Source organism: Streptomyces sp. GD-15H (genome assembly GCF_045291515.1).
Taxonomy (GTDB): Bacteria; Actinomycetota; Actinomycetes; order Streptomycetales; family Streptomycetaceae; genus Streptomyces.
On record NZ_CP149447.1, the window covers coordinates 5,239,230 to 5,264,336 of the forward strand.

The 25,107-nt window shown below is 72.3% G+C and carries 18 protein-coding genes and 3 pseudogenes; 17 read left to right on the forward strand and 4 right to left on the reverse strand.

Features of this window, described 5'->3' with window-relative positions; genetic code table 11:
• The 9 genes from WJ438_RS24930 (at position 1) to WJ438_RS24970 (ending at position 9,504) form a co-directional block, all read left to right on the forward strand.
• Positions 1–1,095 (forward strand): arginase family protein, encoded by a 1,095-nt coding sequence (locus tag WJ438_RS24930; RefSeq protein ID WP_406727215.1) that lies wholly within the window; start codon positions 1–3, stop codon positions 1,093–1,095.
• On the forward strand, positions 1,092–2,144 hold the full coding sequence (locus tag WJ438_RS24935; RefSeq protein WP_406727216.1) for a hypothetical protein: 1,053 nt from the start codon (positions 1,092–1,094) through the stop codon (positions 2,142–2,144). Before WJ438_RS24930 ends, WJ438_RS24935 begins: the two co-directional genes overlap by 4 nt.
• Entirely contained in the window at positions 2,144–3,085 is a 942-nt protein-coding gene (locus WJ438_RS24940; protein WP_406727217.1) for a PHP domain-containing protein, read from the forward strand. The genes WJ438_RS24935 and WJ438_RS24940 overlap by 1 nt, the downstream gene beginning before the upstream one ends.
• Positions 3,082–5,415 carry a hypothetical protein gene (locus WJ438_RS24945; protein ID WP_406727218.1) on the forward strand — a complete coding sequence of 778 codons (2,334 nt, stop codon included), beginning with the start codon at positions 3,082–3,084 and terminating at the stop codon, positions 5,413–5,415. Before WJ438_RS24940 ends, WJ438_RS24945 begins: the two co-directional genes overlap by 4 nt.
• Complete coding sequence (locus WJ438_RS24950; protein ID WP_406727219.1) at positions 5,346–5,660, forward strand: hypothetical protein; 315 nt, start codon at positions 5,346–5,348, stop codon at positions 5,658–5,660. The genes WJ438_RS24945 and WJ438_RS24950 overlap by 70 nt, the downstream gene beginning before the upstream one ends.
• A complete protein-coding gene (locus tag WJ438_RS24955; RefSeq protein WP_406727220.1) occupies positions 5,657–6,901 on the forward strand; it encodes an MFS transporter in 1,245 nt (414 codons plus the stop codon). The genes WJ438_RS24950 and WJ438_RS24955 overlap by 4 nt, the downstream gene beginning before the upstream one ends.
• Positions 6,891–7,802: a phosphotransferase family protein gene (locus tag WJ438_RS24960; protein ID WP_406727221.1), complete on the forward strand. Its 912-nt coding sequence runs from the start codon at positions 6,891–6,893 to the stop codon at positions 7,800–7,802. The genes WJ438_RS24955 and WJ438_RS24960 overlap by 11 nt, the downstream gene beginning before the upstream one ends.
• A 148-nt stretch (positions 7,803–7,950) precedes the next feature.
• The gene (locus WJ438_RS24965; protein WP_406727222.1) at positions 7,951–8,793 is read left to right on the forward strand and encodes a MurR/RpiR family transcriptional regulator; all 843 of its coding nucleotides are present in this window, start codon (positions 7,951–7,953) and stop codon (positions 8,791–8,793) included.
• A gap of 129 nt (positions 8,794–8,922) precedes the next feature.
• Complete coding sequence (locus tag WJ438_RS24970; RefSeq protein WP_406727223.1) at positions 8,923–9,504, forward strand: hypothetical protein; 582 nt, start codon at positions 8,923–8,925, stop codon at positions 9,502–9,504.
• A 38-nt stretch (positions 9,505–9,542) separates the two neighbouring features.
• On the opposite strand, the pseudogene WJ438_RS24975 reads toward WJ438_RS24970, so the two are convergent.
• Positions 9,543–10,936: pseudogene (locus WJ438_RS24975) on the reverse strand (diaminopimelate decarboxylase).
• 167 nt (positions 10,937–11,103) lie between these two features.
• Here WJ438_RS24975 and hutU point away from each other — a divergent pair.
• The 4 genes and pseudogenes from hutU to hutI all read left to right on the forward strand — a co-directional run bounded on the left by hutU (position 11,104) and on the right by hutI (position 16,758).
• Positions 11,104–12,797: pseudogene (gene hutU, locus WJ438_RS24980) on the forward strand (urocanate hydratase).
• A 124-nt stretch (positions 12,798–12,921) separates the two neighbouring features.
• The gene (locus WJ438_RS24985; protein ID WP_406727224.1) at positions 12,922–14,124 is read left to right on the forward strand and encodes an allantoate amidohydrolase; all 1,203 of its coding nucleotides are present in this window, start codon (positions 12,922–12,924) and stop codon (positions 14,122–14,124) included.
• Complete coding sequence (locus tag WJ438_RS24990; protein WP_406727225.1) at positions 14,121–15,461, forward strand: formimidoylglutamate deiminase; 1,341 nt, start codon at positions 14,121–14,123, stop codon at positions 15,459–15,461. The genes WJ438_RS24985 and WJ438_RS24990 overlap by 4 nt, the downstream gene beginning before the upstream one ends.
• Before the next feature lie 89 nt (positions 15,462–15,550).
• Positions 15,551–16,758: pseudogene (hutI, locus tag WJ438_RS24995) on the forward strand (imidazolonepropionase).
• 9 nt (positions 16,759–16,767) lie between these two features.
• Here the strand turns inward: hutI and WJ438_RS25000 are convergent.
• Entirely contained in the window at positions 16,768–18,324 is a 1,557-nt protein-coding gene (locus WJ438_RS25000; protein ID WP_406727226.1) for a ricin-type beta-trefoil lectin domain protein, read from the reverse strand.
• 187 nt (positions 18,325–18,511) lie between these two features.
• Positions 18,512–19,441, reverse strand: coding sequence for an RNA polymerase sigma factor SigF (locus WJ438_RS25005; protein WP_406727227.1), 930 nt, complete (start codon positions 19,439–19,441; stop codon positions 18,512–18,514).
• Positions 19,442–19,680: 239 nt separating this feature from the next.
• On the opposite strand from WJ438_RS25005, the gene WJ438_RS25010 reads away from it, so the two are divergent.
• Both WJ438_RS25010 and WJ438_RS25015 read left to right on the forward strand, forming a co-directional pair.
• Positions 19,681–20,058, forward strand: coding sequence for an STAS domain-containing protein (locus WJ438_RS25010; RefSeq protein ID WP_406729804.1), 378 nt, complete (start codon positions 19,681–19,683; stop codon positions 20,056–20,058).
• Between the two features lie 308 nt (positions 20,059–20,366).
• Positions 20,367–20,942 carry an ATP-binding protein gene (locus tag WJ438_RS25015; protein ID WP_406727228.1) on the forward strand — a complete coding sequence of 192 codons (576 nt, stop codon included), beginning with the start codon at positions 20,367–20,369 and terminating at the stop codon, positions 20,940–20,942.
• Between the two features lie 124 nt (positions 20,943–21,066).
• Here the strand turns inward: WJ438_RS25015 and WJ438_RS25020 are convergent, their stop codons facing one another.
• Entirely contained in the window at positions 21,067–22,563 is a 1,497-nt protein-coding gene (locus tag WJ438_RS25020) for an oligopeptide:H+ symporter (protein WP_406727229.1), read from the reverse strand.
• Between the two features lie 534 nt (positions 22,564–23,097).
• Between WJ438_RS25020 and WJ438_RS25025 the strand changes: the two genes are divergently transcribed.
• Together WJ438_RS25025 and WJ438_RS25030 are read left to right on the forward strand one after the other, a co-directional pair.
• Positions 23,098–23,775: a response regulator transcription factor gene (locus tag WJ438_RS25025; RefSeq protein ID WP_406727230.1), complete on the forward strand. Its 678-nt coding sequence runs from the start codon at positions 23,098–23,100 to the stop codon at positions 23,773–23,775.
• Positions 23,776–23,811: 36 nt separating this feature from the next.
• Positions 23,812–25,083, forward strand: coding sequence for an ATP-binding protein (locus tag WJ438_RS25030; protein ID WP_406727231.1), 1,272 nt, complete (start codon positions 23,812–23,814; stop codon positions 25,081–25,083).
• Positions 25,084–25,107: the final 24 nt, after the last annotated feature.

Genomic DNA, 25,107 nt, shown 5'->3' on the forward strand with positions numbered 1-25,107 from the left:
ATGACCGAACTCCCCGACTTCGCAGCGCTGCAGAACAGTGTCAAGGCCGAGGACTTCGCGGAGGACCCGCTGCCGGGATGGGCCGGCGTCGCGACCCTCTTCGGCGCCCCCACCGCTCATGCCGACCGGGTGGACGTGGGGGAGGACGGCTGGGTGGTGTCCGGCGTTCCCTACGACGCCACCGCCAGCTCCCGGCCGGGGGCCGCGGAGGGGCCGCGGGCCATCCGCCAGGCGAGCCTGGTCTTCTCCAGCTATCTGACCAGTCTGGGCCAGTGGCGGATGTTGGACACCCGCACCGGCCAGGCCTTCCGCTACCGCGCCCCCCGGGTTGCGGACGCCGGTGACCTGCATGTCTATCCGACGGACACGGTGCGAACGTTCCAAGCCGTCGCCGCGGAGAGCCGCCGTCTGAGCCAGTCCGCGCCACGTCTGATCTTCCTCAACGGTGACCACTCGTGCACCTTCCCCACGTTCGCCGGCTTTCGCGCCGGGCGGCTCGACCGCCAACAGGGCCGCGTGGGATTCATCAACATCGACCACCACTTCGACTTCGGCAACTGGAGCACGCTGCACGGGCCGCTGTACCACGGCTCCAACTCGCGCAGAATCAGCGAGATCCCGGAGATGCGCCCGGAGGACATGGCCTTCGTCGGGGTGGGCGACGTGACCAAGTACGACCAGTTCCGAGGGCTCGTCGACAGTGGCTTTCACATCGTGCCGGGTTCCCAGATCATGAGGGACGGTGCCGCTGCCGCGCTGCGCCCCCTCATCGAGGAACTCGGCTCGCGGTGCGACACGGTCTACGTCTCGCTCGACATCGACGTGCTCGACAGCGCCGTGGCGACCGGCACCGGCCATGTGACCATGGGCGGCATCAGCAGCGGGGAGCTCCTCGACGTCTACGAGGAGCTCCGCGCGCTTCCCGTCGGCGCCGTCGACGTGGCGGAGGTCGCTCCTCGCTACGACCCGTCCGGCGGTACGGCGCAGATCGCGGCCCGCCTGCTCTTCGAGTTCCTCTTCCGCACGGAGTGCGCCCCGTCCGGACTCGCGCCCTGGCCTGCCGGCACGTCCGACGAATCCCTGGAGGAGCAGTGAAATTCACCCCCGCCGAGGCTCGGTTCGACTGCACCGCGCTTGCCACCGGACCGGAGGCCCGGCGAGAGCAGGCACTGGAGGACCTGGCCGCCGAGGCCGTCGACGTCATCCACCGGGTCGGTTTCGCGGTGTTCCGCATCGGCCGCCTACGACTGGGCGTCGAGGAGAGCCGTCGGCTGTCGACGGCCCTGGCCGAACGGCTCCGCGCCGCGCTGATCGCCCGTGGCGCCCCCGCGGAGATGCGGCTGGAGGCCGACCGGCCGCAGCAGACGTACGTGCCCGAGGGCTTCTCCACCCGGACCCTGTTGCCCCACCACGACGGACAGCACTGCTCGTACCTGACGCCCAGTCTCCAGGACGCGCGCGACTGGGATCCCGCGTGGCGGGAATTCGGCGGCTCCGGATACACCACGACTCCCGCGCACAAGATGTACCAGGGCATCTTCCTCCCCGACGTGGGAGAAGGGCTGAGCGTCACCACGTACTACGACTGGCTCGGCGTCATCGACGACGTGCTCGACCGGCGCGGCATCGACACGGGGGAGGACCGGACGGCCACCGCGGCACGCTGGATCGGGGACAACCTGCGTCGGGGGCTGGAGCGTCAGCCGGAGCACGGCTGTGCCTATCCGTCGTTCGGGGCCATGCTCGGGCTGGAGGAACCCCTGTGGCACGGCCTGTCCTTCCACCACGGCGAGGCCGCGCTGACGAAGGAGGAACGGGTCCGCCACCCCGCCGCCGTGCCGCTGGCCCAGCGCTGCGCCTGCGGGGAGTGTGAAGGAGAAGCGGCCCGTCTCTTCTGCCACCAGGTGCTCATGGCCACCGGCCTGACCTGGGCTCGGTTCCGGCGCCGCTGGGAGGTCCTTGCCCCGGGCGAGCACTGCGACCTGCTGTTCGGCCACAACCTCACCATGCTCCACGGCGGCCTGGCCGGCGGCCCGGGACGAATCATCGAGCCGTTGTGCCTGGTCATGGACACCCCGTCCGGTCCCGAGTACGAGCGATGGCTGGCCGCGTCCTGGCGGCGCACTCTGCCGGGAGCGCGTTGATGCGGGGGGCGTCCGCCACTCTCGCCACCCCGCTCGACCTGCATCTGCACACCCGGCACTCCGACGGGGACGAGTCTCCGGCCGAGCTGGCACGGCGCTGTGTCGACGCGGGGCTGCGAGTCGCCGCCGTGACCGACCACAACACCGTGGCGGGTGTCGCCGAGTTCGAGCAGGCCGTCGGCGGACGCCTCACCGTGGTACCGGCCTGCGAGATCTCCGCCACGTGGCGCGGCGAGGAGACGCACTGCCTGGCCTACTTCGTCGACCCCCGTGACCCGCGGTTCCGGGAGCGGATCGCGGGCGTCCACGACGCCGAACTGGCATGGTGGCGCACCTGGACCGACCGTGCGCAGGCCATCGGAGTGCCGCTCACCCGGGACGCGGTGGAGCGGCACCTCGGCGGCCACCGAGTGGCCTACGTGGGCGACTATCTGGCCCTCCTGCTGGAGGCGGCGCAGGCGCACGACGACCCGAGGTTCGCCGGGTACACGAGTGCGGAGTACGGCCGGCTCGTCGCCGACTGGTGCCGCCCCGGCCTGCCGCTTCATCTGCGGCATCCTGAGAAGCCCGACGTCATCGACGTCCTGTCGTGGATCGGCGAGGCGGGCGGGGTGGCCGTCCTCGCCCACCCCGGCACGTTCGTGGCGGGCCTGGACGATTCCGAGTGCGCGGCGCTGCTGGAGCCGCTGCGGGAAGCCGGACTCGCCGGACTCGAAGCGTGGACCAGCTGGCACACGCCGACCGACAGCGGCCGCCTGGCCGACGTGTGCGAGTTGCTCGGCCTCGTCGCGACCGCCGGGTCCGACTACCACGGGGCGCGCGTCAAACCCTGGGTGCCGCGCCCCGGTCTGCTGCCCGCGCTCCCCGCGGACCCCTTGGCCGTCATCGACGCGCTGCACGACCGCCGTCCCGTCCGTACGAGTCCCGAGGCAGGGCTGTGACCACCGCCGACGACCCACAGAGCACCACGGACCAGGCCCAGGGCGCCGCATGGAGACTCGTACCGGTCGTCGTGCTGCGGCAGGCCGGCTTCCCGATGGAGGCGCTCGAGCCGCTGGTCGACGCCACCGCCGCCGAGGAGGCCCACGCGCTCCTGGAGAGCATGGACCGACTGGCGTCGCTGGCGCGAGAACTCAAGCCGGTGCTGCGGCAGCACCGGATCCCCGGCTGTCCGCAGACCGCGTCGCGCGTGGGCCGGCGACGGCCGCTGACCGGCCGGGAACTGCGGCGCGCCACCGCCGCACTGCCCGACGAGGCGGCGCGCATCCTGCACACCTACCAGGCGTCCGCGGAGACGTTCGGCGGGGAACAGGAGGCCTTCACCGCCCGGCACCGCACCCGTCTGGACCGCGCGAGAACCGCCGTGGCCGAGGCGTTCGGCGACGAGCGCCTGCGGCAGGTGCTGCTGCTGTCGAACGACTCCGCCTACCCGGAGTTCGCCGCATGGCTCGACACCTTCCAGGGGGACATGGGCCGGCACACCCGCCGGATGACCGACCTGCTCACGATGTACCTCCAGCGGGTGACGACCAAGAACGAGACGCATTCGCACTTCGGACCGTTCACCGTGGGCCGGGTCGGGGACGCGCCGGGCATCGCGTGGACCTCGGAACGGGAGATGGAACGCCGGACGCTCTTCAGCCACTGGGCCGCCGAGAAGGTCGCCCAGAGCGCCGCCGCGGTCCCCGGCCTGTCCGATGTCGTACGTCCGCGCAGGCGCCCGTTGTCCTTCCTGCGCGACGGCCGTATCGACCTGTACGCGTTCACCACTCGGGACGGACTGGACACCGACTGGAATTTCCGGCACCTCGGGGGCCGGGAAGTGGCAGCGCACGAGGAATGGCTGTGGCGGCGCTGCGACGGCGAACGAACCCTCCACGAGCTGCGCGCGGAGTGGGACACCGAACTCGGCTCGCCCGCCCCCTTCGACCAAGTGCTGAAGGAACTGGTCGCGCGTGAATGGGTGGTCGCCGAGTTCGAGATCCCCGTCGGCGACCACGAGCCCCTGGCCGCCCTGCGCCGGCAACTGCTCTCCGCTCCGCCGGAGCGGGCCGCACCGGTCCTCTCGGCCATCGGTCACTTCGAGGAGGACCTGGCCCGCTTCGCGAAGCTGCCCCTGGCCGAGCGGCCGGCCGCGCTGGCCGCGACCAAGGCCAGGTTCGAGAAGCTGACGGGAACACCCGCGAACCGCAACAGCGGCCTGCACTACGCCGACCGGAGCATCCTGTTCGAGGAGGCCCACGGTGAGCCGGTCGGCCTGACCATCGGCCCGGACATCGCCCGCTTCATCACGGACGAGCTGTCGATCGTGTACGAGACGGTGCTCGCGCGTCCACGGCTGCGCATGCGGCGTGAGCGCGCCATTCTCACGCGGTGGGTGGCGGAGCGCTTCGGCGCCGACGTCGAGGTCCCGCTGGACCGCCTCTACTCGGAGTTCTTCCGGGACCGGCACGCCCTCGAGGGGGAGTGCGCCGCTGTGGAGGCCGAACTGGCGGCGCTCGACCGGGTGATCACCGAAGCCCTGCTGGGGGAGGGGGGCGTGGACCGGCCCGAGGTCGTCGTGGAACGGGACCGCATGGAGGCCATCCTCGCCGCCCATCCCCGGACACCCTCGGCGGTCGTCGACCCGGACGTGCTGTTCGCCGCCACGAGCCGTCAGGCCCTGCGCGAGGGCCGGTTCACCGCCGTGATCGGGGACTGCCACGCCGTCCGGGAGGTCATCACCCACACCAGCTTCGGCCCGCTGATCCAGGAACGCGCCCCGGAACTGCTGCCCGAGGTCCACGAGGGCTACCTGTCCCTGCTCGACGACGGCGAGGTCCTCGCCAACCTGTCCCGGGGCCACCCGGACAAGTCGTCGACCCAACTCGTCCACCCCTGTTACGACCTGGAGGTCTACGGCCGTTCCGGGCAGTCCCGCGACCGGGTGGTGCAACCCTCCCAGCTGTACGTCGTGCTGTGTGACGGGCGGCTGGAACTGCGCGCCCACGGGATCGCGGGCAGGCTGCGCCTCATGGCACCGCCTGCGGCGGACCGAGCATCCGTCAGGACCCGCTCTCCCCGTTCGCCTTCCCGCGCCACTTCGGCGGGGCGGGACTGGACGCCCCCGCCCTGGAGCACATTCCCCGTATCCTCTGCGGCCGTGTGGTCCTGCAACGCGAGACCTGGCGGGTCCCTGCCGCCCGGCTGCGCGGTGCGGACATGTTCGACGGCCCCGCGGGACGGACGGGTGCACAGGAGGCCGCGGAGTTCGTCGCCGCCTGCCGGCTGAGCTCCGACCTCGGCCTTCCCCGGCACGTCTTCGTCAAGGTCCCCGGAGAGCCGAAGCCGATCTACGTCGACTGGCAGGCTCCGCTCCTGGTACGGCAGTTGTGCCGGCTGGCCGCACGGAGGGACGGCACGTTGGAGATCTCCGAGATGCTGCCCACGCCCGACCAGCGCTGGCTGAGCGTGCACGGTCATCGCTACACCAGCGAGCTGCGGTGCGCCGTGTTCTCACCGGGGAGTCCGAGGTGAGCGCGCCCACCGCCTTCCGCTTCAGTTCCGGCTACCACCGGGTGATCGGTGCCGCGAGCGCGTCGGCGGTCGGCGACGGCATGCGCTTCGCGGCCCTTCCGCTGCTGTCCGCCGCGCTGCTGCACGACGCGTTCCAGGTGTCCGCGGTCACCGCGGCCACGACGGTGCCCTGGCTGCTGTTCGGTCTGCCCGCCGGGGCGTACGCCGACCGGTTCGAGCGCCGCCGCCTGATGGTCCTCGCCGATGTGCTGCGCGCCGTGACCCTGATCGTCACCGTGGTGCTGCTCGCCTGCGGCTGGCTGACGTTCTGGCCCCTGCTGGCCGTGGCGTTCCTGCTGGGTGTCGGGGAGGTGCTGTTCGACTGCGCGTCCTTCGCGCTGCTGCCGAGCATCGTTCCCAAGGAAAAGCTGGAGACGGCGAACGGCCGGCTCTTCGCGGTCCAGACGGTGGGCCGCGATCTGCTGGGACATGTGCTCGGCGGCGTGCTGTTCGTGGCGGGCCGGGCGGTCCCCCTCCTGCTCGACGCGCTCACCTTCCTGCTGTCCGCGGCGCTGCTGACCGGTGTTCGCGGGCCGCAGCCCGAGCGGTCCACCGCCAGACCGCGGCTTCTGACGGACATCCGCGAGGGATGGGTCCACGTGCTGCGTGACCCTCTGCTGCGCGCCCTGACCGTCTCCGCGGGCGTCATCAACGCCGTGTACCTCGGCCAGATCGCCGTCTTCGTCATCCTGGTGCGCGACGTGCTGGAGCTCCCGGACGCCGCATACGGAGCACTGCTGGCCGCCGGAGCCGCCGGAGGCGTGGTCGGCAGCGTGGCCGCGAGCCGTATGACCGGAGCGATCGGCCGAGTCCCCACCCTGATCGGAAACCTGGCACTCATGGGCGCCGCGGGCCTGGCGGTGGCGGCGACCGACAGCGTGTACGTGGTCACCGTCGCCTACTGCGCCGCCGGGTTCGGCCTCATGGTCTGGAACGTCGTGGCCGTCTCCCTGCGGCAGGAACTCATCCCGGACCGCCTCCTCGGCCGGGCGACCGGCGTGTACCGACTGTTCGCCTGGGGGACGATGCCCCTCGGCGCGCTGCTCTTCGGCTGGCTGAGCACGTGGGCGGGACCGCGGGCGGCCTTCGCGGCCGGCGGCGCGGTCACACTGGTGATGTGCCTGCCCATCGCTTTCACTCTGCTGAAGGACAGCAGGATCACCGACGACCGCAAGACCCCCGAGGGTGCACATGATGAGTGAGCGATTCGCCGAGTTGGACAGCCTGGCCGAGCGGTGGGGGCTGAGCGGTCTGGAACCGGTCGGCAAGGGGCTGGAATTCTCGGTCCACCGGGCGCGGGGGCGCGACGGGGAAACCGTCGCGGTGCGTCTCGCGCACCGGCGGTTCGACTCGAACGCCAATGACCCCCATGTGGATACCCGGGCCCTGCTCCTGCAGGAGTACGGAATCGCGCGGCATCTGGCCGCCCACGGTCTGCCCGTCGCCGAGGTGAAGGAACTCGTCCTGGCGGACGAACCGGGGTCCCCCGACGTACTGCTGTCCGCCTATGTCCCCGACGACGGCTCGGATCTCGACTCCTTCGCGCTCGGGCAGCTCCTCGCGCGGCTCCATCAGGTGCCGCCGCCGCGTCTGACGCCCGTCGCATCGGAGGGAGTGTCCACGGCGCGTGCGATCACCGCCCGTATCGGGCGGCGTTGGGCGGAGATCGGCCGGCTGGTCGACGACTGGCCCGAGCCGCCGGATCCGTCCCTCGTCGCCGGACAGCTCAGCGGCCTCACCGAGGGCAGCCTCCTGCACCTCGACGTCCGCAGCGACAACATCCGGCGCCGGCAGGGCCGGGTCGTCGCCCTGCTGGACTGGTCGAACGCCCTGCTCGGCTCACCCTCGGTGGAGTTCGGGCGCCTGATCGAGTACGCCCGGTACCCGGAGAACGAGCTCGATGTGGAAGCGATCCGCAGCGGATACGCGAAGACGGCGACGGCGCCGCCCGGCAGCGACCCGTGCCTGTTGGTGTGCCGACTGGACGCCGCGCTGATGCTGGCTCTCGTCTTCCTTTCCGAGGCACCCGACCCGAGCCGTGGACCGGCGGCGGCCGACCACGCACGAGAACTCGCGCTCAGGGTGACCGCACCTCACGCGTAACCGTTCACTCCACCGCGCATCCGCCGGTGTACGCGGGGCGGGCGGCCGGCTCCCGGTCGTGCGCGCCTCCGCTGTGCGACTGTATAGGGGCATGCAGGAATCGCGGTATGTGAATAGGCCGAGGAACAGGTCGAGGGGGAGCCACGTCATGAGTGTCACCGAGGGCCCTGGCGCGCGCCTTCAGGCGCTCTTCGAGGGGCACCGGCTGACACCCACGCAGCGGCGCATCGCGCACAGCATGGTGCGACGCGCCGCCGACGTCCCGTTCCTGTCCAGCGTGGAACTGGCCGAGATGGCCGGGGTCAGCCAGCCCTCAGTGACCCGGTTCGCCGTCGCCCTCGGCTTCGACGGCTACCCCGCGCTGCGGCGGCATCTGCGCGAGGTCGCGCCCGCCGGGCCCACGTCGGAGACCGGCCCGTACAACGAGTACCAGCAGGCCGTCGAGGCCGAGATCGCGAACCTGCGGCACCTCGCGGAGGTGCTGGCCGATCCGGAGCCCGTACGGCGGGCGGGACGGATCCTCGCGGCCAGCAGGCCGCTGCCCGTGCTCGGGCTGCGCGCGGCGGCGGCGCAGGCCCACGGCTTCGCCTACTTCGCCGCCAAGGTCCATCCCGACGTGCGGCTGCTCAACGAGGGCGGCACCATGCTGCACGACCGCATCGACGCCGCCGCCGGGGCCGGTGCCGGGGCCCTGCTGTGCTTCGCGCTGCCCCGGCACCCCCGCGAGGTCGTCGACGCACTCACACACGCCAGGGAGACGGGGCTGACCGTCGTCACCGTCGCCGACTCCGCCTTCGCGCCGGTCGCCAAGGTCTCCGACCTGCTGCTGCCCGCCGCCGTCGGCACCGGGCTCGCCTTCGACACGGCGTGCGCGCCGATGCTGCTGGGCCGGGTGCTGCTGGAGGCGATGTGCGACGACCTGCCCGACGCGCAGGCCCGGCTGGAGGAGTTCGACACGAAGGCGGCGGCCCGCGGCCTGTTCGTGGACTGACGGCGGGGCGGGGAGGTCCGGCGCCCGGCGCCTTGGGCGGTATCTCAGACTTCTCTCACGTCGATTCACTAATCTGCCCCCGGGGACCCTACGGACTCTCCACTGACGTGGGACGGGAGGCTGGACGTGATGCACGGAGGACAGGGGCTGGCTCGGGTGGCCGTCGTCGTACGGGCCGGGGCCGCCCCGCTGTGGTGGCTGGGCGTGTTCGCGGCGGGCATCGGTGTACTGGTGCCGGGACTGACCGGCCGCCGGATCGGTGTGCTGGCCGGGGCCGCGCTGTTCCTCGTGGCCATGGCCGTGGTGGCGTACACGCGGCGGGGGCGGTACCGCGCGCTGGCCCGGCCGGCGGTCCGGGCGGGCAGGCACGATGTGCTCCAGGACCGCGCGGTCAGCGTGCGCAACTGGCGTCGCGGCCACCGCTGGTGGCTGCTGCTCGCCTTCCTCGCCGCCCTGGGCTGCTCGTTCGCGCTCCCCGCGGCGGGCGGTCTGCTGCTCGCCGGGTGCGGGGCCGGCCTGTGGCTGAAGGCGTCCTGGATCGGCCGCCTGGAGGAGGCCGGCCAGATCCTGCTGTGGGTCCGCGTCGACCGGCTGCGCGCGGGCGCGGGCAGCCCGGTCGGCAAGGAGGTCAAGGCGTACCGCACCACAGGCATCGCGGCGGGCGACGCGACCCCGGGCGGGGCCCGCCGCCGCGCCTCGGCCCTGGTCTGACCCGGGCCGGGCGGGCGGATGGTCGGACGGGCGGATGGTCAGGCGGTCAGGGCGTCGGCGTGGGCGCCGCCCGATTCGGCCACGATCTCCTCGACGGTCTGGGCCGGGCGCACGAGCGCGAACGAGACCTGGCCAGAGCCGTCGGCGGTGAAGCCGTGGACGGCCGGTCGGGGGAGCGAGTTGTACGCGTAGTGGTGGGCGAAGTAGTACGCGCCCGTGTCCAGCGCCGCCGCGTAGTCGCCCTGCTCCAGCAGCGGCAGCGCCTGCGCCTGGGCGAGCAGGTCGCCCGCGAAGCAGGCCGGTCCCGCCACGTCCTGCACCACCGCCGGGCCCTCCTTCGGCCACCCCTTGGCGCCGTACGCGGCGATCCTGAGCGGCCACGCGGCCGGCGCGTACACCGTCCGTGCCGCCACCTGCACGCCCGCGTGCGTCACCGCGACCGGACGCCCGCCGGCGCTCTTGGCGTACTCCACCCGGGCGACGACCGTGCCGTGCTTGGCCAGCAGTGACCGCCCGAACTCGGTGATCAGCCCGTACCGCCCGTCGAACAGCCCCGGCACGGTCTCCTTCAGCAGCCGCGCGTACCGCGTGTACGTCGGGTCGGTCGCGTCGGAGGCGAAGTTCACCGGCAGGCCGCCGCCGATGTCGACGGTGTCGACCTGCTGCCGCCCCGCGCGCCGGTTGATCTCCTCCGCCAGCGCGTACGTCTCCGCCACACCCTTCGCCATCAGGGGCAGCGCGATGCCCTGGGAGCCGGTGTGCGCGTGTAGCCGGGTCAGCCACGGCCGGTCCAGAAAGGCCCGTACGACCCACTCCCGCGCTCCCTCGTCGCGCAGCGCCACCCCGAACTTCGAGGTCGCCGTGGCGGTGGACAGTGCCTCGATGGTGCCCCCGCCCACCTGCGGGTTCACCCGAATGCCAAGGGAGGAGCGGGGGAGCGGCGACCGGTCGGCCGCGCCGAGGCGTCGGCCATCAGGGCGTCGAGACGCGCCAGCTCCTGCGGATTGTCCGCGTTGACGGCGATGCCCAGTGCCAGTGCCTCCCGCAGCTCGGCCGGTGTCTTGGCGGGCGAGTCCAGCACCGTCCGCTCCGGGGGCACGCCCGCCGCCCGCGCCAGCGCCAGCTCCCCGGGGCTCGCCACCTCCGCCCCGATGCCCTCCGTGTGCAGCAGCCGCAGCACCGGCACCAGTGGGGTCGCCTTCACGGCGAAGGCGTGCAGCACGGGTGTGCCGGGCGGTGTCACCGCCGCGAAGGCCGCCCGCAGCTCGGCCGCCGACTCCCGGATGCCGGTGACGTCGAGCAGGGCCGCCAGAGGGTGGTCGGGACCGAGCAGCCCCTGCTCCACCGCGGCCCGCACCGCCTCGTCCCGCCGGGCCGCCCGCCCGGCGCCCGGTCCGGCCCCGCCGCCCGGCCCGCCCTCGTCACAAGCCATCGCTTCCCGCGCCTCCTCGGCGTTCTCCCTGTCAGTGCCCATGGGTCCAGCCAAACACCGTCCGGCGGCCCGCGCCGACACACCGGCCGTATTGACTAGCTCTATTCAGGCTGCGAATGTGTGAATATCTGCAGTAGGTGCGGGAGCACGTCACCAGGAGGCGGACCATGTCAGGACCCAGAGTCGTCCGAGCGCCGCGCGGCACCGAACTGAGCGCCCTGGGATGGCCCCAGGAGGCCGCCCTGCGCATGCTGCGGAACAACCTCGACCCGGAGGTCGCCGAGCACCCCGACCAGCTCGTCGTCTACGGCGGCACCGGCAAGGCGGCCCGCGACTGGCGCTCCTTCGACGCCATGGTCCGCACCCTCAGGACCCTGAAGCAGGACGAGACGATGCTCGTCCAGTCCGGCCGTCCCGTCGGCGTCATGCAGACCCACGAATGGGCCCCGCGCGTCCTCATCGCCAACTCCCACCTCGTCGGCGACTGGGCCAACTGGGAGGAGTTCCGCCGCCTGGAGGCCCTCGGCCTGACCATGTACGGGCAGATGACCGCCGGCTCCTGGATCTACATCGGCACCCAGGGCATCCTCCAGGGCACCTACGAGACGTTCGCCGCCGTCGCCGCCAAGAAGTTCGGCGGCACCCTCGCCGGGACCCTCACCCTGACCGCCGGCCTCGGCGGCATGGGCGGCGCCCAGCCGCTCGCCGTCACCATGAACGACGGCGTCGCGATCTGCGTCGACTGCGACCCCCGCGCCATCGACCGCCGCATCGAGCACCGGTACCTGGACGTGCGGGCCGACTCCCTCGGCCACGCCCTGCGGCTGGCCGCCGAGGCCCGCGACGCCCGCCGCCCGCTGTCGATCGGCGTCCTCGGCAACGCCGCCGAGGTGCTCCCGCAACTTCTGGCCATGGGCGCCCCCGTGGACATCGTCACGGACCAGACCTCCGCCCACGACCCACTGGCCTACCTGCCCGTCGGGGTCTCCTTCGAGGACATGGCCGACGCCGCCGCCAAGGACCCGGCCGGCTTCACCGCCCGCGCCCGCCAGTCCATGGCCCGGCACGTTGAGGCGATGGTCGGCTTCATGGATGCCGGGGCCGAGGTCTTCGACTACGGCAACTCCATCCGGGGCGAGGCCCAACTCGCCGGGTACGACCGGGCCTTCGCCTTCCCCGGCTTCGTCCCCGCCTACATTCGCCCGCTGTTCTGCGAGGGCAGGGGCCCCTTCCGCTGGGCCGCCCTGTCCGGCGACCCCGCCGACATCGCGAAGACCGACCGGGCCGTCCTCGACCTGTTCCCCGAGGCCGAGTCCCCCAGAACGCGTCCCTCGCCCGCTGGATGCGCATGGCGGGGGAACGGGTCCGGTTCCAGGGTCTGCCCGCGCGCATCTGCTGGCTCGGATACGGCGAGCGGGACAAGGCGGGCGAGCGGTTCAACGACATGGTCGCGAGCGGCGAGCTGTCGGCACCCGTGGTCATCGGCCGCGACCACCTCGACTGCGGCTCCGTCGCATCCCCGTACCGCGAGACCGAGGCCATGCTCGACGGGTCCGACGCGATCGCCGACTGGCCGCTGCTCAACGCGATGGTGAACGTGGCGTCCGGGGCCTCCTGGGTGTCCCTCCACCACGGCGGCGGCGTCGGCATGGGCCGCTCCCTGCACGCGGGGCAGGTGACGGTCGCCGACGGCACCCGCCTGGCCGGCGAGAAGATCCGGCGCGTGCTGACCAACGACCCCGAGATGGGAGTCATCCGGCACGTGGACGCCGGATACGAGAGCGCGGACTCGGTGGCGTCCGAGCGAGGGGTGCGCGTGCCGATGCGCGAGGGGCGCGAGGGTGAGGACGAGCGCGCGTGACCCGCGACGAGAACGTGACCCGCGACGAGAACGTGACCCGCGAGGAGAGCGGGACCCACGGCACCGCACCGGCCCCACCGGCCACGGCGACGACCCCGTCGGCCACACCCCCACCTTCCAGGCGATGTGGCGTGAACTGCTCCCCCTCGGCCGCCACCCCGGCTCCGGCGGCTACCGGCGATACGCCTGGACCGGCGCCGACGCCGAATGCCGGGCCTGGTTCACCGCACAGGCCGAACTGCGGGGGCTGCGGCTCGACGTCGACCGGAACGGGAACCAATGGGCCTGGCTGGGCGATCCCGCCGCCGGGGACGCCGTCGTCACCGGGTCCCATCTGGACTCCGTGCCGGACGGCGGCGCCTTCGACGGGCCCCTCGGAGTCGTCTCCGCCTTCGCCGCCCTCGATGAACTGCGCCGGAGAGGAACGCCGTTCAGCCGCCCCCTCGGCATCGTCAACTTCGGCGACGAGGAGGGCGCCCGCTTCGGGCTCGCCTGCGTCGGCTCACGGCTCACCGCCGGACAGCTCACCCGCGCGCAGGCGCACCGCCTCACCGACGGCGACGGGACCCCCCTGCCCCGGGCGATGGAGGCCGCCGGACACGACCCCGACGCCATCGGCCCCGACCCCGAACGGCTCGCCCGTATCGGCGCCTTCGTCGAACTGCACGTCGAACAGGGCCGAGCCCTCGACCTGTCCGGCGACCGGGTCGGCATCGCCAGCGCCATCTGGCCGCACGGCCGCTGGCGGTTCGACTTCCGCGGCGAGGCCAACCACGCCGGCACCACCCGCCTCACCGACCGCCGCGATCCCATGCTGCCGTACGCCGAGACCGTCCTCGCCGCCCGCCGCGAGGCCGAACTCGCCGGTGCCGTCGCCACCTTCGGCAAGATCGCCGTGGAACCGAACGGCGTCAACGCCATCCCCTCCCTGGTGCGCGGCTGGCTCGACTCCCGCGCCGCCGACCAGCCGAGCCTGGACGCCGTGGTCGCCGGGGTGGAGAAGGCGGCCCGCGACCACGCAGCCGCCCACGGCGTGGACCTGGACGTGGTCCGCGAGTCCCGCACGCCCGTCGTCGAGTTCGACCACGTCCTGCGCGACGAACTCGCCCGCATCCTGGGCCGCGACAGCGACCGCGCGGTCCCCGTCCTCGGCACCGGCGCCGGACACGACGCCGGAATCCTCTCCGGAAGCATCCCGACCGCCATGCTGTTCGTGCGCAACCCCACGGGCGTCTCGCACTCCCCGGCCGAGTACGCCGACGAGGACGACTGCGTCGCCGGGGTGGCCGCACTCGCCGACGTACTGGAAGGACTGGCCCGCACGTGACCACCCGACGGACGTACTGGCTGGAGCACGCCTGGCTCGGCACCCACGTCGAGCCGGGCGTCACCGTCGAGGTCGCGGACGGGCGCATCACCGCCGTCCGCCAAGACGTCCCCGCCCCGCCGCGCGGCGCCGAGGTGCTGCGCGGCCTGACGATCCCCGGCCTGGCCAACACCCACAGCCATGCCTTTCATCGCGCGCTGCGCGGCACCGTCCAGGTCGGCTCCGGAACTTTCTGGACCTGGCGCGAGGTCATGTACTCGGTCGCCGACCGGCTGACCCCCGAGACCTACCACCGGCTCGCCCGCGCCGTGTACGCCGAGATGGCCCTCGCCGGCGTCACCGCCGTCGGCGAGTTCCACTACGTCCACCACGCGCCCGGCGGTACCCGCTACGCCGAGCCCAACGCCATGGGCGAGGCCCTCATCGCGGCCGCCGCCGAGGCCGGCATCCGCATCACCCTCCTCGACGCCGCCTACCTGTCCGCCGGCTTCGGCGAGCCGCCCCACACCCACCAGCTCCGCTTCTCCGACGGCACCGCCGAGGCATGGGCCGAACGCTGTTCAGTTCTCAAGGAACGGGATCACGCGCGGATCGGTGCCGCCATCCACTCCGTACGGGCCGTGCCCGCCCGTCAGCTGGCGACCGTGGCACGCTGGGCCGAGGAGCGGCGGGCCCCGCTGCATGTGCACCTGTCCGAGCAGATCGCGGAGAACGACGCCTGCCTGGAGGCGCACGGCCGCACCCCGACCCGCCTGCTCGCCGACCACGGCGTGCTCGGGCCGCGCACCACCGGCATCCACAACACGCACCTCACCGGCCAGGACATGACGCTGATCGGCGGCAGCGGCACCGGCACCTGTATGTGCCCCACCACCGAACGCGACCTCGCCGACGGCATCGGCCCCGCCGTCTCCCTCCAGCGCCGGGGCTCCCCGCTCTCCCTCGGCTCGGACAGCCACGCCGTCATCGACCTGCTGGAGGAGGCGCGCGCCCTGGAGCTCAACGAGCGCCTGCGCACCCGCACCCGCGGCCACTGGACGGCGAACGCCCTGCTGCGGGCGGCCACCGCCGACGGTCACGCCGCCCTCGGTTGGGAGCGGGCGGGCGCCGTCGAGCCCGGAGCGCTCGCCGACCTGACCACCCTCACGCTGGAGTCGGTCAGAACCGCGGGGCCACCACCCCGACTCGGCGCCGAGACGGCCGTATTCGCCGCGACGGCGGCCGACGTACGGCACACGATCGTGGCCGGACGGCACGTCGTACGCGACGGGGCGCACACCCTCGTCCCCGACGTGCCGCACGCCCTCGCGCAGGCGATCGAGGCACTGAACGCCTGAGTATCGAGCGCTTGGACCTCGCGCGCTGGAACGCCGAGTGCCTGAGCCCGCCCCCCGGCCCCGCAACCGCCGCCACCCACGAGGACGCCATGAGCAGCACCGCCATCGTCAACATCGCCACGCTGGTCACCAACGACCCCTCCCTCGGAGGGGGGTCCCCCGCTCGAGCACGTCCGGCACCGGGGGAGCATCCCCCCTCGGTGCGATCCGCGACGCGGCCGTCGTCATGGACGGTGACCGCATCGTGTGGACCGGTGAATCGAGCAAAGCACCCGCCACTGACAACCGGGTCGACGCCGAGGGCCGTGCGGTGATCCCGGGCTTCGTCGACTCGCACTCCCACCTGGTCTTCGCGGGAGACCGCACCGACGAGTTCAACGCCCGGATGTCCGGCCGCCCCTACAGCGCGGGCGGCATCCGCACCACCGTCGCCGCCACCCGGGCCGCGAGCGACGCGGAACTGGAGGCGAACCTGACCCGCCTGCTCACCGAGGCGCTCCGTCAGGGCACCACCACCCTCGAGACCAAGTCGGGCTACGGCCTGACCGCCGAGGACGAGGCCCGCGCCCTGCGACTGGCCGCCCGCCACACCGACGAGGTCACCTACCTCGGCGCCCACATCGTCGCCCCCGAGTACGCCGACGACCCGGCCGGCGACGTCGCCCTGGTCACCGGCGCGATGCTGGACGCCTGCGCGCCGTACGCCCGCTGGATCGACGTCTTCTGCGAGAAGGGGGCCTTCGACGGCGACCAGGCGCGCGCCGTCCTCACCGCGGGCAGGGCGAAGGGCCTGCACCCGCGCGTCCACGCCAACCAGCTCTCCCACGGCCCCGGCGTCCAGCTCGCCGTCGAACTCGACGCGGCCAGCGCCGACCACTGCACCCACCTCACCGACACGGACGTCGACGCCCTGGCCAACAGTCGAACGGTGGCGACCCTGCTGCCGGGTGCCGAGTTCTCCACCCGGGCCGCGTGGCCGGACGCCCGTCGGCTGCTCGACGCGGGCGTCACCGTCGCGCTGTCCACGGACTGCAACCCGGGGTCGTCCTTCACGTCCTCGGTGCCGTTCTGCGTCGCGCTCGCCGTGCGGGACATGGGCATGACGCCCGACGAGGCCCTCTGGTCGGCCACCGCGGGCGGCGCCGCGGCCCTGCGCCGCACCGACATCGGCCGCCTCACCCCCGGCGCCCGCGCCGACCTCGTCCTCCTCGACGCCCCGAGCCATGTCCACCTGGCCTACCGCCCCGGCGTCCCGCTGGTCAGCGGCGTGTGGCGGCGCGGCGTCCGCGCGCTCTGACCAGTGGGTTCAGGCCCCGGCCCGCCACCGCTGATCCGCCCGCCCCGCCTCCCTGACCAGGGACACCGAGCCGCCCCCGGCCGGCGTCACCGCATGGTCCGGCGCGATGGCCGGGCGGACCACCCCCCGGGCGTCGACGGCGAAGCGCAGGTTCTGCCCATTGCGCCCGTCCACCGAGTCGCACTCCCAGATGCCGACGCCCCGGCTCACCGCGCCACGGCTGTCCAGGCAGTAGTCGGAGTCGGCGTAGGACCGCAGCACACCGCGCTCCGCGTCGACCCGCCACCGCTGCGAGCGGGAGGAGTCGCAGGGGGCCGTGACGACGTCCGTGCGGTTCTCCAGGTCGCCGGCGATGTCCAGGCACAGGCCCGACGCCAGATTCACCACCCGCGCGTACGTGCCGCCCGGTGGCGGATACGCGGAGGTGGGGGACGACGTGGGGGACGGCGTGGGGTGCGGGGTGTTCGACGGGCTGGGCTTCCTGCTCTTCGAGGGTGACGGTGAGGGGGAGTGCGTCGCGGACGCGGCGGGGGGCGGTGAGGGTGTGGCCGTCACGGTCACCGGCGGCGGGACCGCCGGGGTGGGGACCGAATCCGAGGTGCGGTCGGCCGGCGTATCGGCCGGTGACCACAGCAGGAGCAGCAGCGGCACCACGGCCACGCCGAGTGCCGTCGAGGCCAGCACCAGACGCCGGGACAGCGGCCGCGTCCCGACCTCGGTACCGGGGCCGGCGGACGGCTCGGCCGACCCCGGCAGGGGTGCGGTGTACGACGTGCCCGCCCACGGCAGCAGCCCCTCGGCCAGGGTGGCGCGCGGTGCGTCCCGCAGGGCGCACAGTTCCTCGTACGCCGCGGTGCAGTGCCCGCAGTGGGCCATGTGGGTGTGCAGGTCGGCGCTGTCGCGGGGGCCGTCGGGCCGTACCGACTCCTCGATGAGCCGGCGGAAGTCGGCGCACCGGGGGTCGTCCGAGGCGGCCAGCCGGGACCGCAGACAGGCCTGGCCCAGAGACTGCAGCGCGGGCCGGGTGCCGTAGGCCACGTCCTGACGGGTGAGGCCGAGAAGCGTCGCCGTACGGTCCGCGGGCTCCTGTTCCACGATGCCGTACCAGAGGAGGCCCTGCGCCCGGTAGGGCAGTGTCCGGAAGGCGGCGAGCATGGACGGGACCGGGCCGTCGGGGCCGGACGAGCTCAGCACGAGGTGCAGTCCGGAGTCGAGCCCGCCGGCCCGTCCGTCGGTGGCCCAGGTCGCTGCCACCCGGGCGGTCAACAGCAGGAGTCGGTGGCGCAGGGGGCCACCGGGATCGGTGCCGCGGGCGGTCTCGCGGGCGGCGTCCGTGAAGGCCTGCGCGGCGAGTTGACGCGCGCTGGAGTCGCTCGTGGTGCACCGGCGGGCGTAGGCGAGCACGGACGGGCCGTGCCGGGCGCGGAGTTCCTGGAGTGCCGAGTACGCGGCCGGGGTGTCGGCGCGCAGCGATTCGGTCAGCCGGAGGTCGGACGCGCCCGCGTGCGTACCTGGTCGTCCGTCACCGACCCCGTCGCCATGGAAGGTTCCGTCGTCCCGAGCCATGCACCGCCTCCTAGGCCCTGTCGGACCTGCTGTCCTGACATACCAGCCGGTTTGGGCGTGCCCATAGTGGAGGAAGAAGGCCCGGGGGAAAGGGGTGACCGTGGGTAACGCGTCGCGCCCCGTGCCCGGCCGGTGCCCGGTGCCCGCAAGGGGCGGTCGGCGCCGACAGGGCACGGGGCGCGGCCCGTCATTCCTCGACCGTCAGCCCCTTGCGCAGCCGCACCAGTGTGCGTGACAGCAGCCGTGAGACGTGCATCTGTGAAATGCCCAGCTCCTCGCCGATCTCCGACTGGGTCATCCCCGCGACGAAGCGCAGCGAGAGGATCTTGCGGTCGCGCGGGGTGAGTTCGGCGATCAGCGGCTTCAACGACTCGACGTACTCGATGCCTTCGAGTCCGTGGTCCTCGTAGCCGATCCGGTCCGCCAGCGCGCCCTCGGAGTCGTCCTCCTCCGGCTGGGCGTCCAGCGAGGAGGCGGTGTAGGCGTTCGACGCCGCCATGCCCTCGACGACCTCGTCCTTGGAGATGTCCAGGCGCTCGGCCAGTTCGGCCACGGTCGGGGACCGGTCGAGCTGCTGGGCCAGCTCGTCGCCGGCCTTGGCCAGGTCGAGCCGGAGTTCCTGCAGCCTGCGCGGTACGCGCACGGACCACGAGGTGTCACGGAAGAAGCGCTTGATCTCGCCGATGATGGTCGGCATCGCGAAGGTGGGGAACTCCACACCGCGCGAAAGCTCGAAGCGGTCGATCGCCTTGATCAGACCGATGGTGCCGACCTGGACGATGTCCTCCATCGGCTCGCTGCGCGAGCGGAACCGGGAGGCGGCGAACTTGACCAGGGCCAGGTTCAGTTCGACGAGCGTGTTGCGTACGTAGGAATATTCGCGGGTGCCTTCCTCCAGCGACTCCAGCCGCTCGAAGAGGCTCTTGGACAACGCCCGCGCGTCGACCGGGCCCACTTCGTCGTAAGGGGGGATCTCCGGGAGGCCGGCGAGGAGGCCGTCGTCCGGGACGACACCCATGTCGTCCTGCTCGATGGGAGCCAGATGTTCCGGAGGGAGTGCCGACGTCGCTTTCTGGGTAGGCGATCCGTCGAGCCGGGGTGACATGATGTCCTCCATCGTTCTCGGCATATGGCTGCCGATGCCGTTACGTGCACTGCGGTGTGCGGCGCCTCCAAAGCCGGCCGTGTCGGGTACGTGTCCTTACTAGCCCTACCCGTTTTCCCGAGCTCGCCGCAAGTGAGTTCTATGGCCATATGTCCGTTTGTGGCTGATTGTTCGGCTGTCGAAGCGCGGCGGTAGGGCGTAATGTTCGACAACGTCAGCAGCAGTCACGACCGGTGGGAGAGAGAGTCGGCATGGACCGCGGGACGGTCGGCAGCGCACAGTCGGGCCGGCTTCTGGTCGAGGTACGAGAAGAGGGCCCCAGTGCCGTCGTGACCCCGGCGGGTGAGTTGGATCACCACACCGCCGATCTGTTGCGTGAGCCACTGGAGGACTTCCTCGCCAAGGGATTCAACCGGCTTGTCATCGACTGCTCGGGGCTGGAGTTCTGCGACTCCACCGGGCTCAACGTGCTGCTCGGTGCCCGGCTGAAGGCGGACGCCGCGGGGGGCGGGGTGCACCTCGCGGGGATGCAGCCCATGGTCGCGCGCGTGTTCGAGATCACCGGGGCGGAAGCGGTGTTCACCCTTCACGACAGCCTCGAGGCGGCTCTCGCCGACGATTCCGGATGACCGCGCGGGCAGGCCGGCGCCATCCCGGGGCGAGCCCCGGGACCGCCGTTCTCCTTCCGGCGCGTCTTTCTTCGCGTCCCGCGACGCGTCCTCTCCTGCGTCACCCTCCGTGTCACCTGCCTGCCGTTGCGCCTTCCTCGTGCGAACACGGGGGTGTTCCCCCGGTAACCCAGGGCAGGAGACAAGCTGAACGTGTCCGCTGCCGTGGTCGCGGGGATGCCGAGAACCGGACGATCCCGCACCGTGTGACTGACTGAATACGGATTCTTTGAAATCGTGAACTGGTGAATCGGTGAGGTGAAGCGCTGATGAGCACCACCCGGCCCTACCCGCCGGGCGACCGCGGTCCGGAGCCCAGCGGCGCTCCCGGGGGCGGCGCACCGACGGCGAGCGCGTCCGGAGAGGTGGCCGCGCCGTCCGGATCGTCGTCCGGGCCGGCGGGGCCGTCGTCCGGGTCGTCGGGTTCGCCGGGAGGGCGCCAGGTCCGCCGACTGAGCTTCGACGACCAGAGCGGCGTCGTGCCCCTCGCCCGTGACTTCACCCGCCAGGCGCTGCACGCGTGGGGCTGGCTGCCCGCCGCCACCGCCGATCGGCGGGCCGCCGCCGAGGACGTCCTGCTCGTCGTGTCCGAACTGGTCACCAACGCCTGCCTGCACGCCGAGGGGCCCGATCAGCTGGGCATCGTCTGCGACAACAAGATGATCCGGCTCGAGGTCACCGACCGGGGCACCGGCCAGCCGGCCCCGCGCACCCCGCACCGGTCGGGCCTGCCCGGTGGCCACGGCATGTTCATCGTCCAGCGGCTCTGCCTCGACTGGGGGGTCGTACGCACTCCGGGCATCGCGGGCAAGACCGTGTGGGCTGAACTCGGGGCACCCGCCTGACCGACGGCGGCGCCCCGCCCCCGCCCGCCGCTTGAACGCCCGGAGGGCCCCGCGTCCACGTACCTGTGGACGCGGGGCCCTCCGTCGCGAGACGGTGGCCGGCGAGCTGGCCGGGCTCAGGCGATCAGCGGATGTCGCCCATGAGGGACTTGACCTTGCTGCGGTACACCCACACCGCGATACCGGCGACCACGGCGAGGGTGGCCTCCATCGCGACGACGCCCGGCCTGTTCAGGTCGACGCCGGCGGTGGACAGCAGGCCGGTCGTGGCGGTACCGGCGGTGACGGCCAGGAACCAGACGCCCATCATCTGCGAGGCGTACTTCGCGGGCGCCATCTTCGTGGTGACCGACAGGCCGACCGGGGAGACCAGCAGCTCGGCGACAGTCTGCGTGAAGTAGATCGCCACCAGCCAGGCCGCCGCCACCTTGTGACCGCCCTCGGCGATCGACAGCGGGGCGAGGAACAGGAAGAAGGACGCGCCGATCAGGACCAGACCGGAGCCGAACTTCACGATCGTGCTGGGCTCCTTGCCACGCCGGTTCAGCGCCAGCCAGAACCAGGCGAAGACCGGGGCCAGCGCCATGATCAGGACTGGGTTGACCGACTGGTACCAGGAGACCGGGAACTCCCAGCCGAGGACGCTGTTCTCGGCCGACGAGTCGGCGAAGAGCGAAAGGGTCGAACCGCCCTGGTCGTAGATCATCCAGAACACGGCCGCGGCCACGAAGAACCAGATGTACGCGGACATCTTCGACTGCTCGGCCTGGTCCAGGTCCCGGTCGCGCTTGATCCGGACCAGCACCAGCACCGGGATGATCAGGCCGAGCAGCGTCAGCGGGACCAGGATCCAGTTCAGCGTGTAGTTGCCGGAGAAGCCGACGATGGCGTAGGCGACGACGGCGATGCCGGCCCAGAAAGCGGCCTTGCGCAGCGTGGAGGACTTCTCCGCGGCGGTCAGCGGCTTGGGTACGACGCTGGAGTGCGCGGCGAGGTGACGGCTGCCCAGCAGGAACTGGACCAGGCCGAGCCCCATGCCGAGCGCGGCGAGCCCGAAGCCCAGGTGCCAGTTGACGCCCTCACCGACGGTGCCGATGATCAGCGGCGCGAAGAAGGCACCGAGGTTGATGCCCATGTAGAAGACGGTGAAGCCGCCGTCGCGGCGCGGGTCGTCCGGACCGTCGTAGAGCTGGCCGACCATCGTGGAGATGTTGGCCTTCAGCAGACCGGAACCGATGGCGACCAGGCCGAGGCCCGCGTAGAAGGTGCCGGCGGACGGCAGGGCCAGCGTCAGATGGCCGAGCACGACTACCGCACCGGCGACGGCGACGGTCTTGCGCGGTCCCAGGACCCGGTCGGCGAACCAGCCGCCCGGCATCGTGAGCAGGTACACCAGCGACAGGTACACCGAGTAGATGGCCGTCGCCGTGCCGGCGCTCAGGCCCATGCCGCCCGGGGCGACGAGGTACAGCGGGAGCAAAGCTCGCATGCCGTAGTAGGAGAATCGCTCCCACATCTCGGTCATGAAGAGAGTGGCCAGTCCGCGGGGGTGGCCGAAGAAGGTCTTCTCGGAGCCGGGGGTGCCGGGTGGGACCGAGTCCTTCGTCAGGCTGGACGCCATGGTCGTTCCTTGCTGATCGGGACGCGTCGCGCGAGCGGGTACGCGCCCGGTGGGGGCGGCCGGCACCGGCGGGCCGTGCCGTCCACCCCACGCCCCTGGGGAGTCCGCTCCGGATCACGGAGAGGGGGACGGTGACCACCGGGATCCACGCCTCTACGCGCGTCAATGTGCGTAGCGGCCCGGCCACAGGTCATTCCTTACGGGGCCGGCGGGAAACCGGCCCGCGCAGGCCGGCGGAAGCCGGCCCGCACGCAAAAGAGACCCTCGGCGTCAACAGCGCCAAAGGTCCCCGTAGTGCAACAGGCGTTGATTCACCATACGGCAGGACAGTGCCGGATATGGAAGGACTTGAGACAGGGATCACAGGCCAAGGAGGAACCGTAATCACTCAATCGAAGGTTCTTTTCAGGATCGCACCCCACAGCCCCAGGCCCGTCGCGCGGCCCCCGAAGTGAGGAACAGGTGTGCGTGCGGTAGGAATCGGCGTCCGTGATCACACCCCGGGCCGTGTCGCGGCGGGACTACCATCGGTGCATGACCCGTGTACTGCTCGCCGAGGACGACGCGTCCATCTCGGAGCCACTGGCCCGTGCCCTGCGCCGGGAGGGCTACGAGGTGGAGGTGCGTGAGGACGGACCCAGCGCGCTCGACGCAGGCCTGCAGGGCGGCATCGACCTGGTGGTGCTGGACCTCGGGCTGCCCGGCATGGACGGCCTGGAGGTCGCCCGCCGGCTGCGTTCCGACGGTCACACGGTTCCCGTCCTGATCCTGACCGCGCGCGCCGACGAGGTGGACACCGTCGTCGGTCTGGACGCCGGCGCCGACGACTACGTCACCAAGCCGTTCCGGCTCGCCGAACTGCTCGCCCGGGTACGGGCCCTGCTCCGCCGCGGTGCCACCGAGCCGCAGCAGCCGCCCGCGACCCACGGCGTGCGCATCGACGTCGAGTCGCACCGGGCGTGGATGGGCGAGGAGGAACTGCAGCTCACCGCCAAGGAGTTCGACCTGCTACGGGTCCTGGTCCGGGACGCGGGCCGGGTCGTCACCCGCGACCAGCTGATGCGCGAGGTCTGGGACACCACCTGGTGGTCGTCCACCAAGACCCTCGACATGCACATCTCCTGGCTGCGCAAGAAACTCGGCGACGACGCGGCCAACCCCCGCTACATCGCGACCGTCCGGGGTGTGGGTTTCCGCTTCGAGAAGAGCTGAACCCCACCACAGGGGGGTTCTTTGGGGTAAGAGGTCATGCGCCGCCGACTGATCCATTCCACGCTCGCCGTGGTGCTCGTCGTGATCGCCGTCTTCGGCGTGTCCCTGGTGATCGTGGAAACCCGCACGATCAGCGACAGCGCCAGGGAACGGGTCGAGTCCGAGGCCGTACGGCTGGCCAGCATCGTCGACAGCCGACTGCTCGTCGAGGAGAAGGTCACCGCCGAGGTCCTGAGCGACCAGATCGCCGAGGACCGCTACGCCGTCATCCGCATCCCCGGCAGGGCGCCCATCGAGGTGGGCGACAAGCCGGACGGCGACGTCATCAGCGCCTCGGTACCGGGCGAGGAGGGCGAGACGGTCACCGTTCAGGAGCCGCGCTCCTCGGTGACCCGGGAGGTCGGCCGTACGCTGCTGATCATCGGGCTGGTGGCGTTGCTGGCGGTGATCGCCGCGGTGCTGCTGGCGGTCCGCCAGGCCAACCGGCTCGCCTCCCCGCTGACCGACCTCGCGGAGACCGCCGAGCGCCTCGGCTCGGGCGACCCGCGCCCCCGCCACCGGCGGTACGGCGTCCCCGAGCTGGACCGGGTCGCGGACGTGCTGGACTCCTCCGCCGAGCGCATCGCCCGCATGCTGACCGCGGAACGGCGACTGGCCGCCGATGCCTCCCACCAGCTGCGCACCCCCCTCACCGCCCTGTCCATGCGCCTCGAGGAGATCACCCTCACCGACGACCCGGACACGGTGAAGGAGGAGGCGACCATCGCGCTGACGCAGGTGGAACGCCTCACGGACGTGGTGGAACGGCTGCTGACCAACGCCCGCGATCCGCGCAACGGCTCCGCGGTCACCTTCGAACTCGACGAGGTGATCCAGCAGCAGCTCGCCGAGTGGCGCCCCGCCTACCGCAGTGCCGGCCGCGCCATTGTCAGCTCCGGCAAGCGGAACCTGCGGGCGGTGGGCACGCCGGGCGCGGTCGCCCAGGTCCTGGCCGCCCTGATCGAGAACTCGCTCATGCACGGCGGCGGCACGGTCGCCCTGCGCACCCGCGTCACCGGAAACCAGGTCGTCGTGGAGGTCACGGACGAGGGCCCCGGGGTGCCCGGCGACCTGGGCGCCCGCATCTTCGAACGGGCGATCAGCGGCCACAACTCCACCGGCATCGGCCTCGCGGTCGCCCGGGACCTCGCGGAGGCGGACGGCGGCCGACTGGAGATGCTCCAGGCCAAGCCCCCGGTCTTCGGCCTGTTCCTGTCCCGCACAACGCCGCGGAAGGCCCGGGACGACGACCGCCGCACGGTCAGGTAGCGGGCGGTCCGAGGAGGGCAGAGG

Excerpts from the sequence above, each read along its gene's own strand:
- WJ438_RS24930 (WP_406727215.1), top strand. The coding sequence starts at position 1 with ATGACCGAACTCCCCGACTTCGCAGCGCTGCAGAACAGTGTCAAGGCC.
- WJ438_RS24940 (WP_406727217.1), top strand. The coding sequence starts at position 2,144 with ATGCGGGGGGCGTCCGCCACTCTCGCCACCCCGCTCGACCTGCATCTG.
- WJ438_RS24950 (WP_406727219.1), top strand. The coding sequence starts at position 5,346 with ATGTTCGACGGCCCCGCGGGACGGACGGGTGCACAGGAGGCCGCGGAG.
- WJ438_RS24960 (WP_406727221.1), top strand. The coding sequence starts at position 6,891 with ATGATGAGTGAGCGATTCGCCGAGTTGGACAGCCTGGCCGAGCGGTGG.
- WJ438_RS24965 (WP_406727222.1), top strand. The coding sequence starts at position 7,951 with ATGAGTGTCACCGAGGGCCCTGGCGCGCGCCTTCAGGCGCTCTTCGAG.
- WJ438_RS24970 (WP_406727223.1), top strand. The coding sequence starts at position 8,923 with ATGCACGGAGGACAGGGGCTGGCTCGGGTGGCCGTCGTCGTACGGGCC.
- WJ438_RS24985 (WP_406727224.1), top strand. The coding sequence starts at position 12,922 with ATGTGGCGTGAACTGCTCCCCCTCGGCCGCCACCCCGGCTCCGGCGGC.
- WJ438_RS25000 (WP_406727226.1), bottom strand. The coding sequence starts at position 18,324 with ATGGCTCGGGACGACGGAACCTTCCATGGCGACGGGGTCGGTGACGGA.
- WJ438_RS25005 (WP_406727227.1), bottom strand. The coding sequence starts at position 19,441 with ATGGAGGACATCATGTCACCCCGGCTCGACGGATCGCCTACCCAGAAA.
- WJ438_RS25010 (WP_406729804.1), top strand. The coding sequence starts at position 19,681 with ATGGACCGCGGGACGGTCGGCAGCGCACAGTCGGGCCGGCTTCTGGTC.
- WJ438_RS25015 (WP_406727228.1), top strand. The coding sequence starts at position 20,367 with ATGAGCACCACCCGGCCCTACCCGCCGGGCGACCGCGGTCCGGAGCCC.
- WJ438_RS25020 (WP_406727229.1), bottom strand. The coding sequence starts at position 22,563 with ATGGCGTCCAGCCTGACGAAGGACTCGGTCCCACCCGGCACCCCCGGC.
- WJ438_RS25025 (WP_406727230.1), top strand. The coding sequence starts at position 23,098 with ATGACCCGTGTACTGCTCGCCGAGGACGACGCGTCCATCTCGGAGCCA.
- WJ438_RS25030 (WP_406727231.1), top strand. The coding sequence starts at position 23,812 with ATGCGCCGCCGACTGATCCATTCCACGCTCGCCGTGGTGCTCGTCGTG.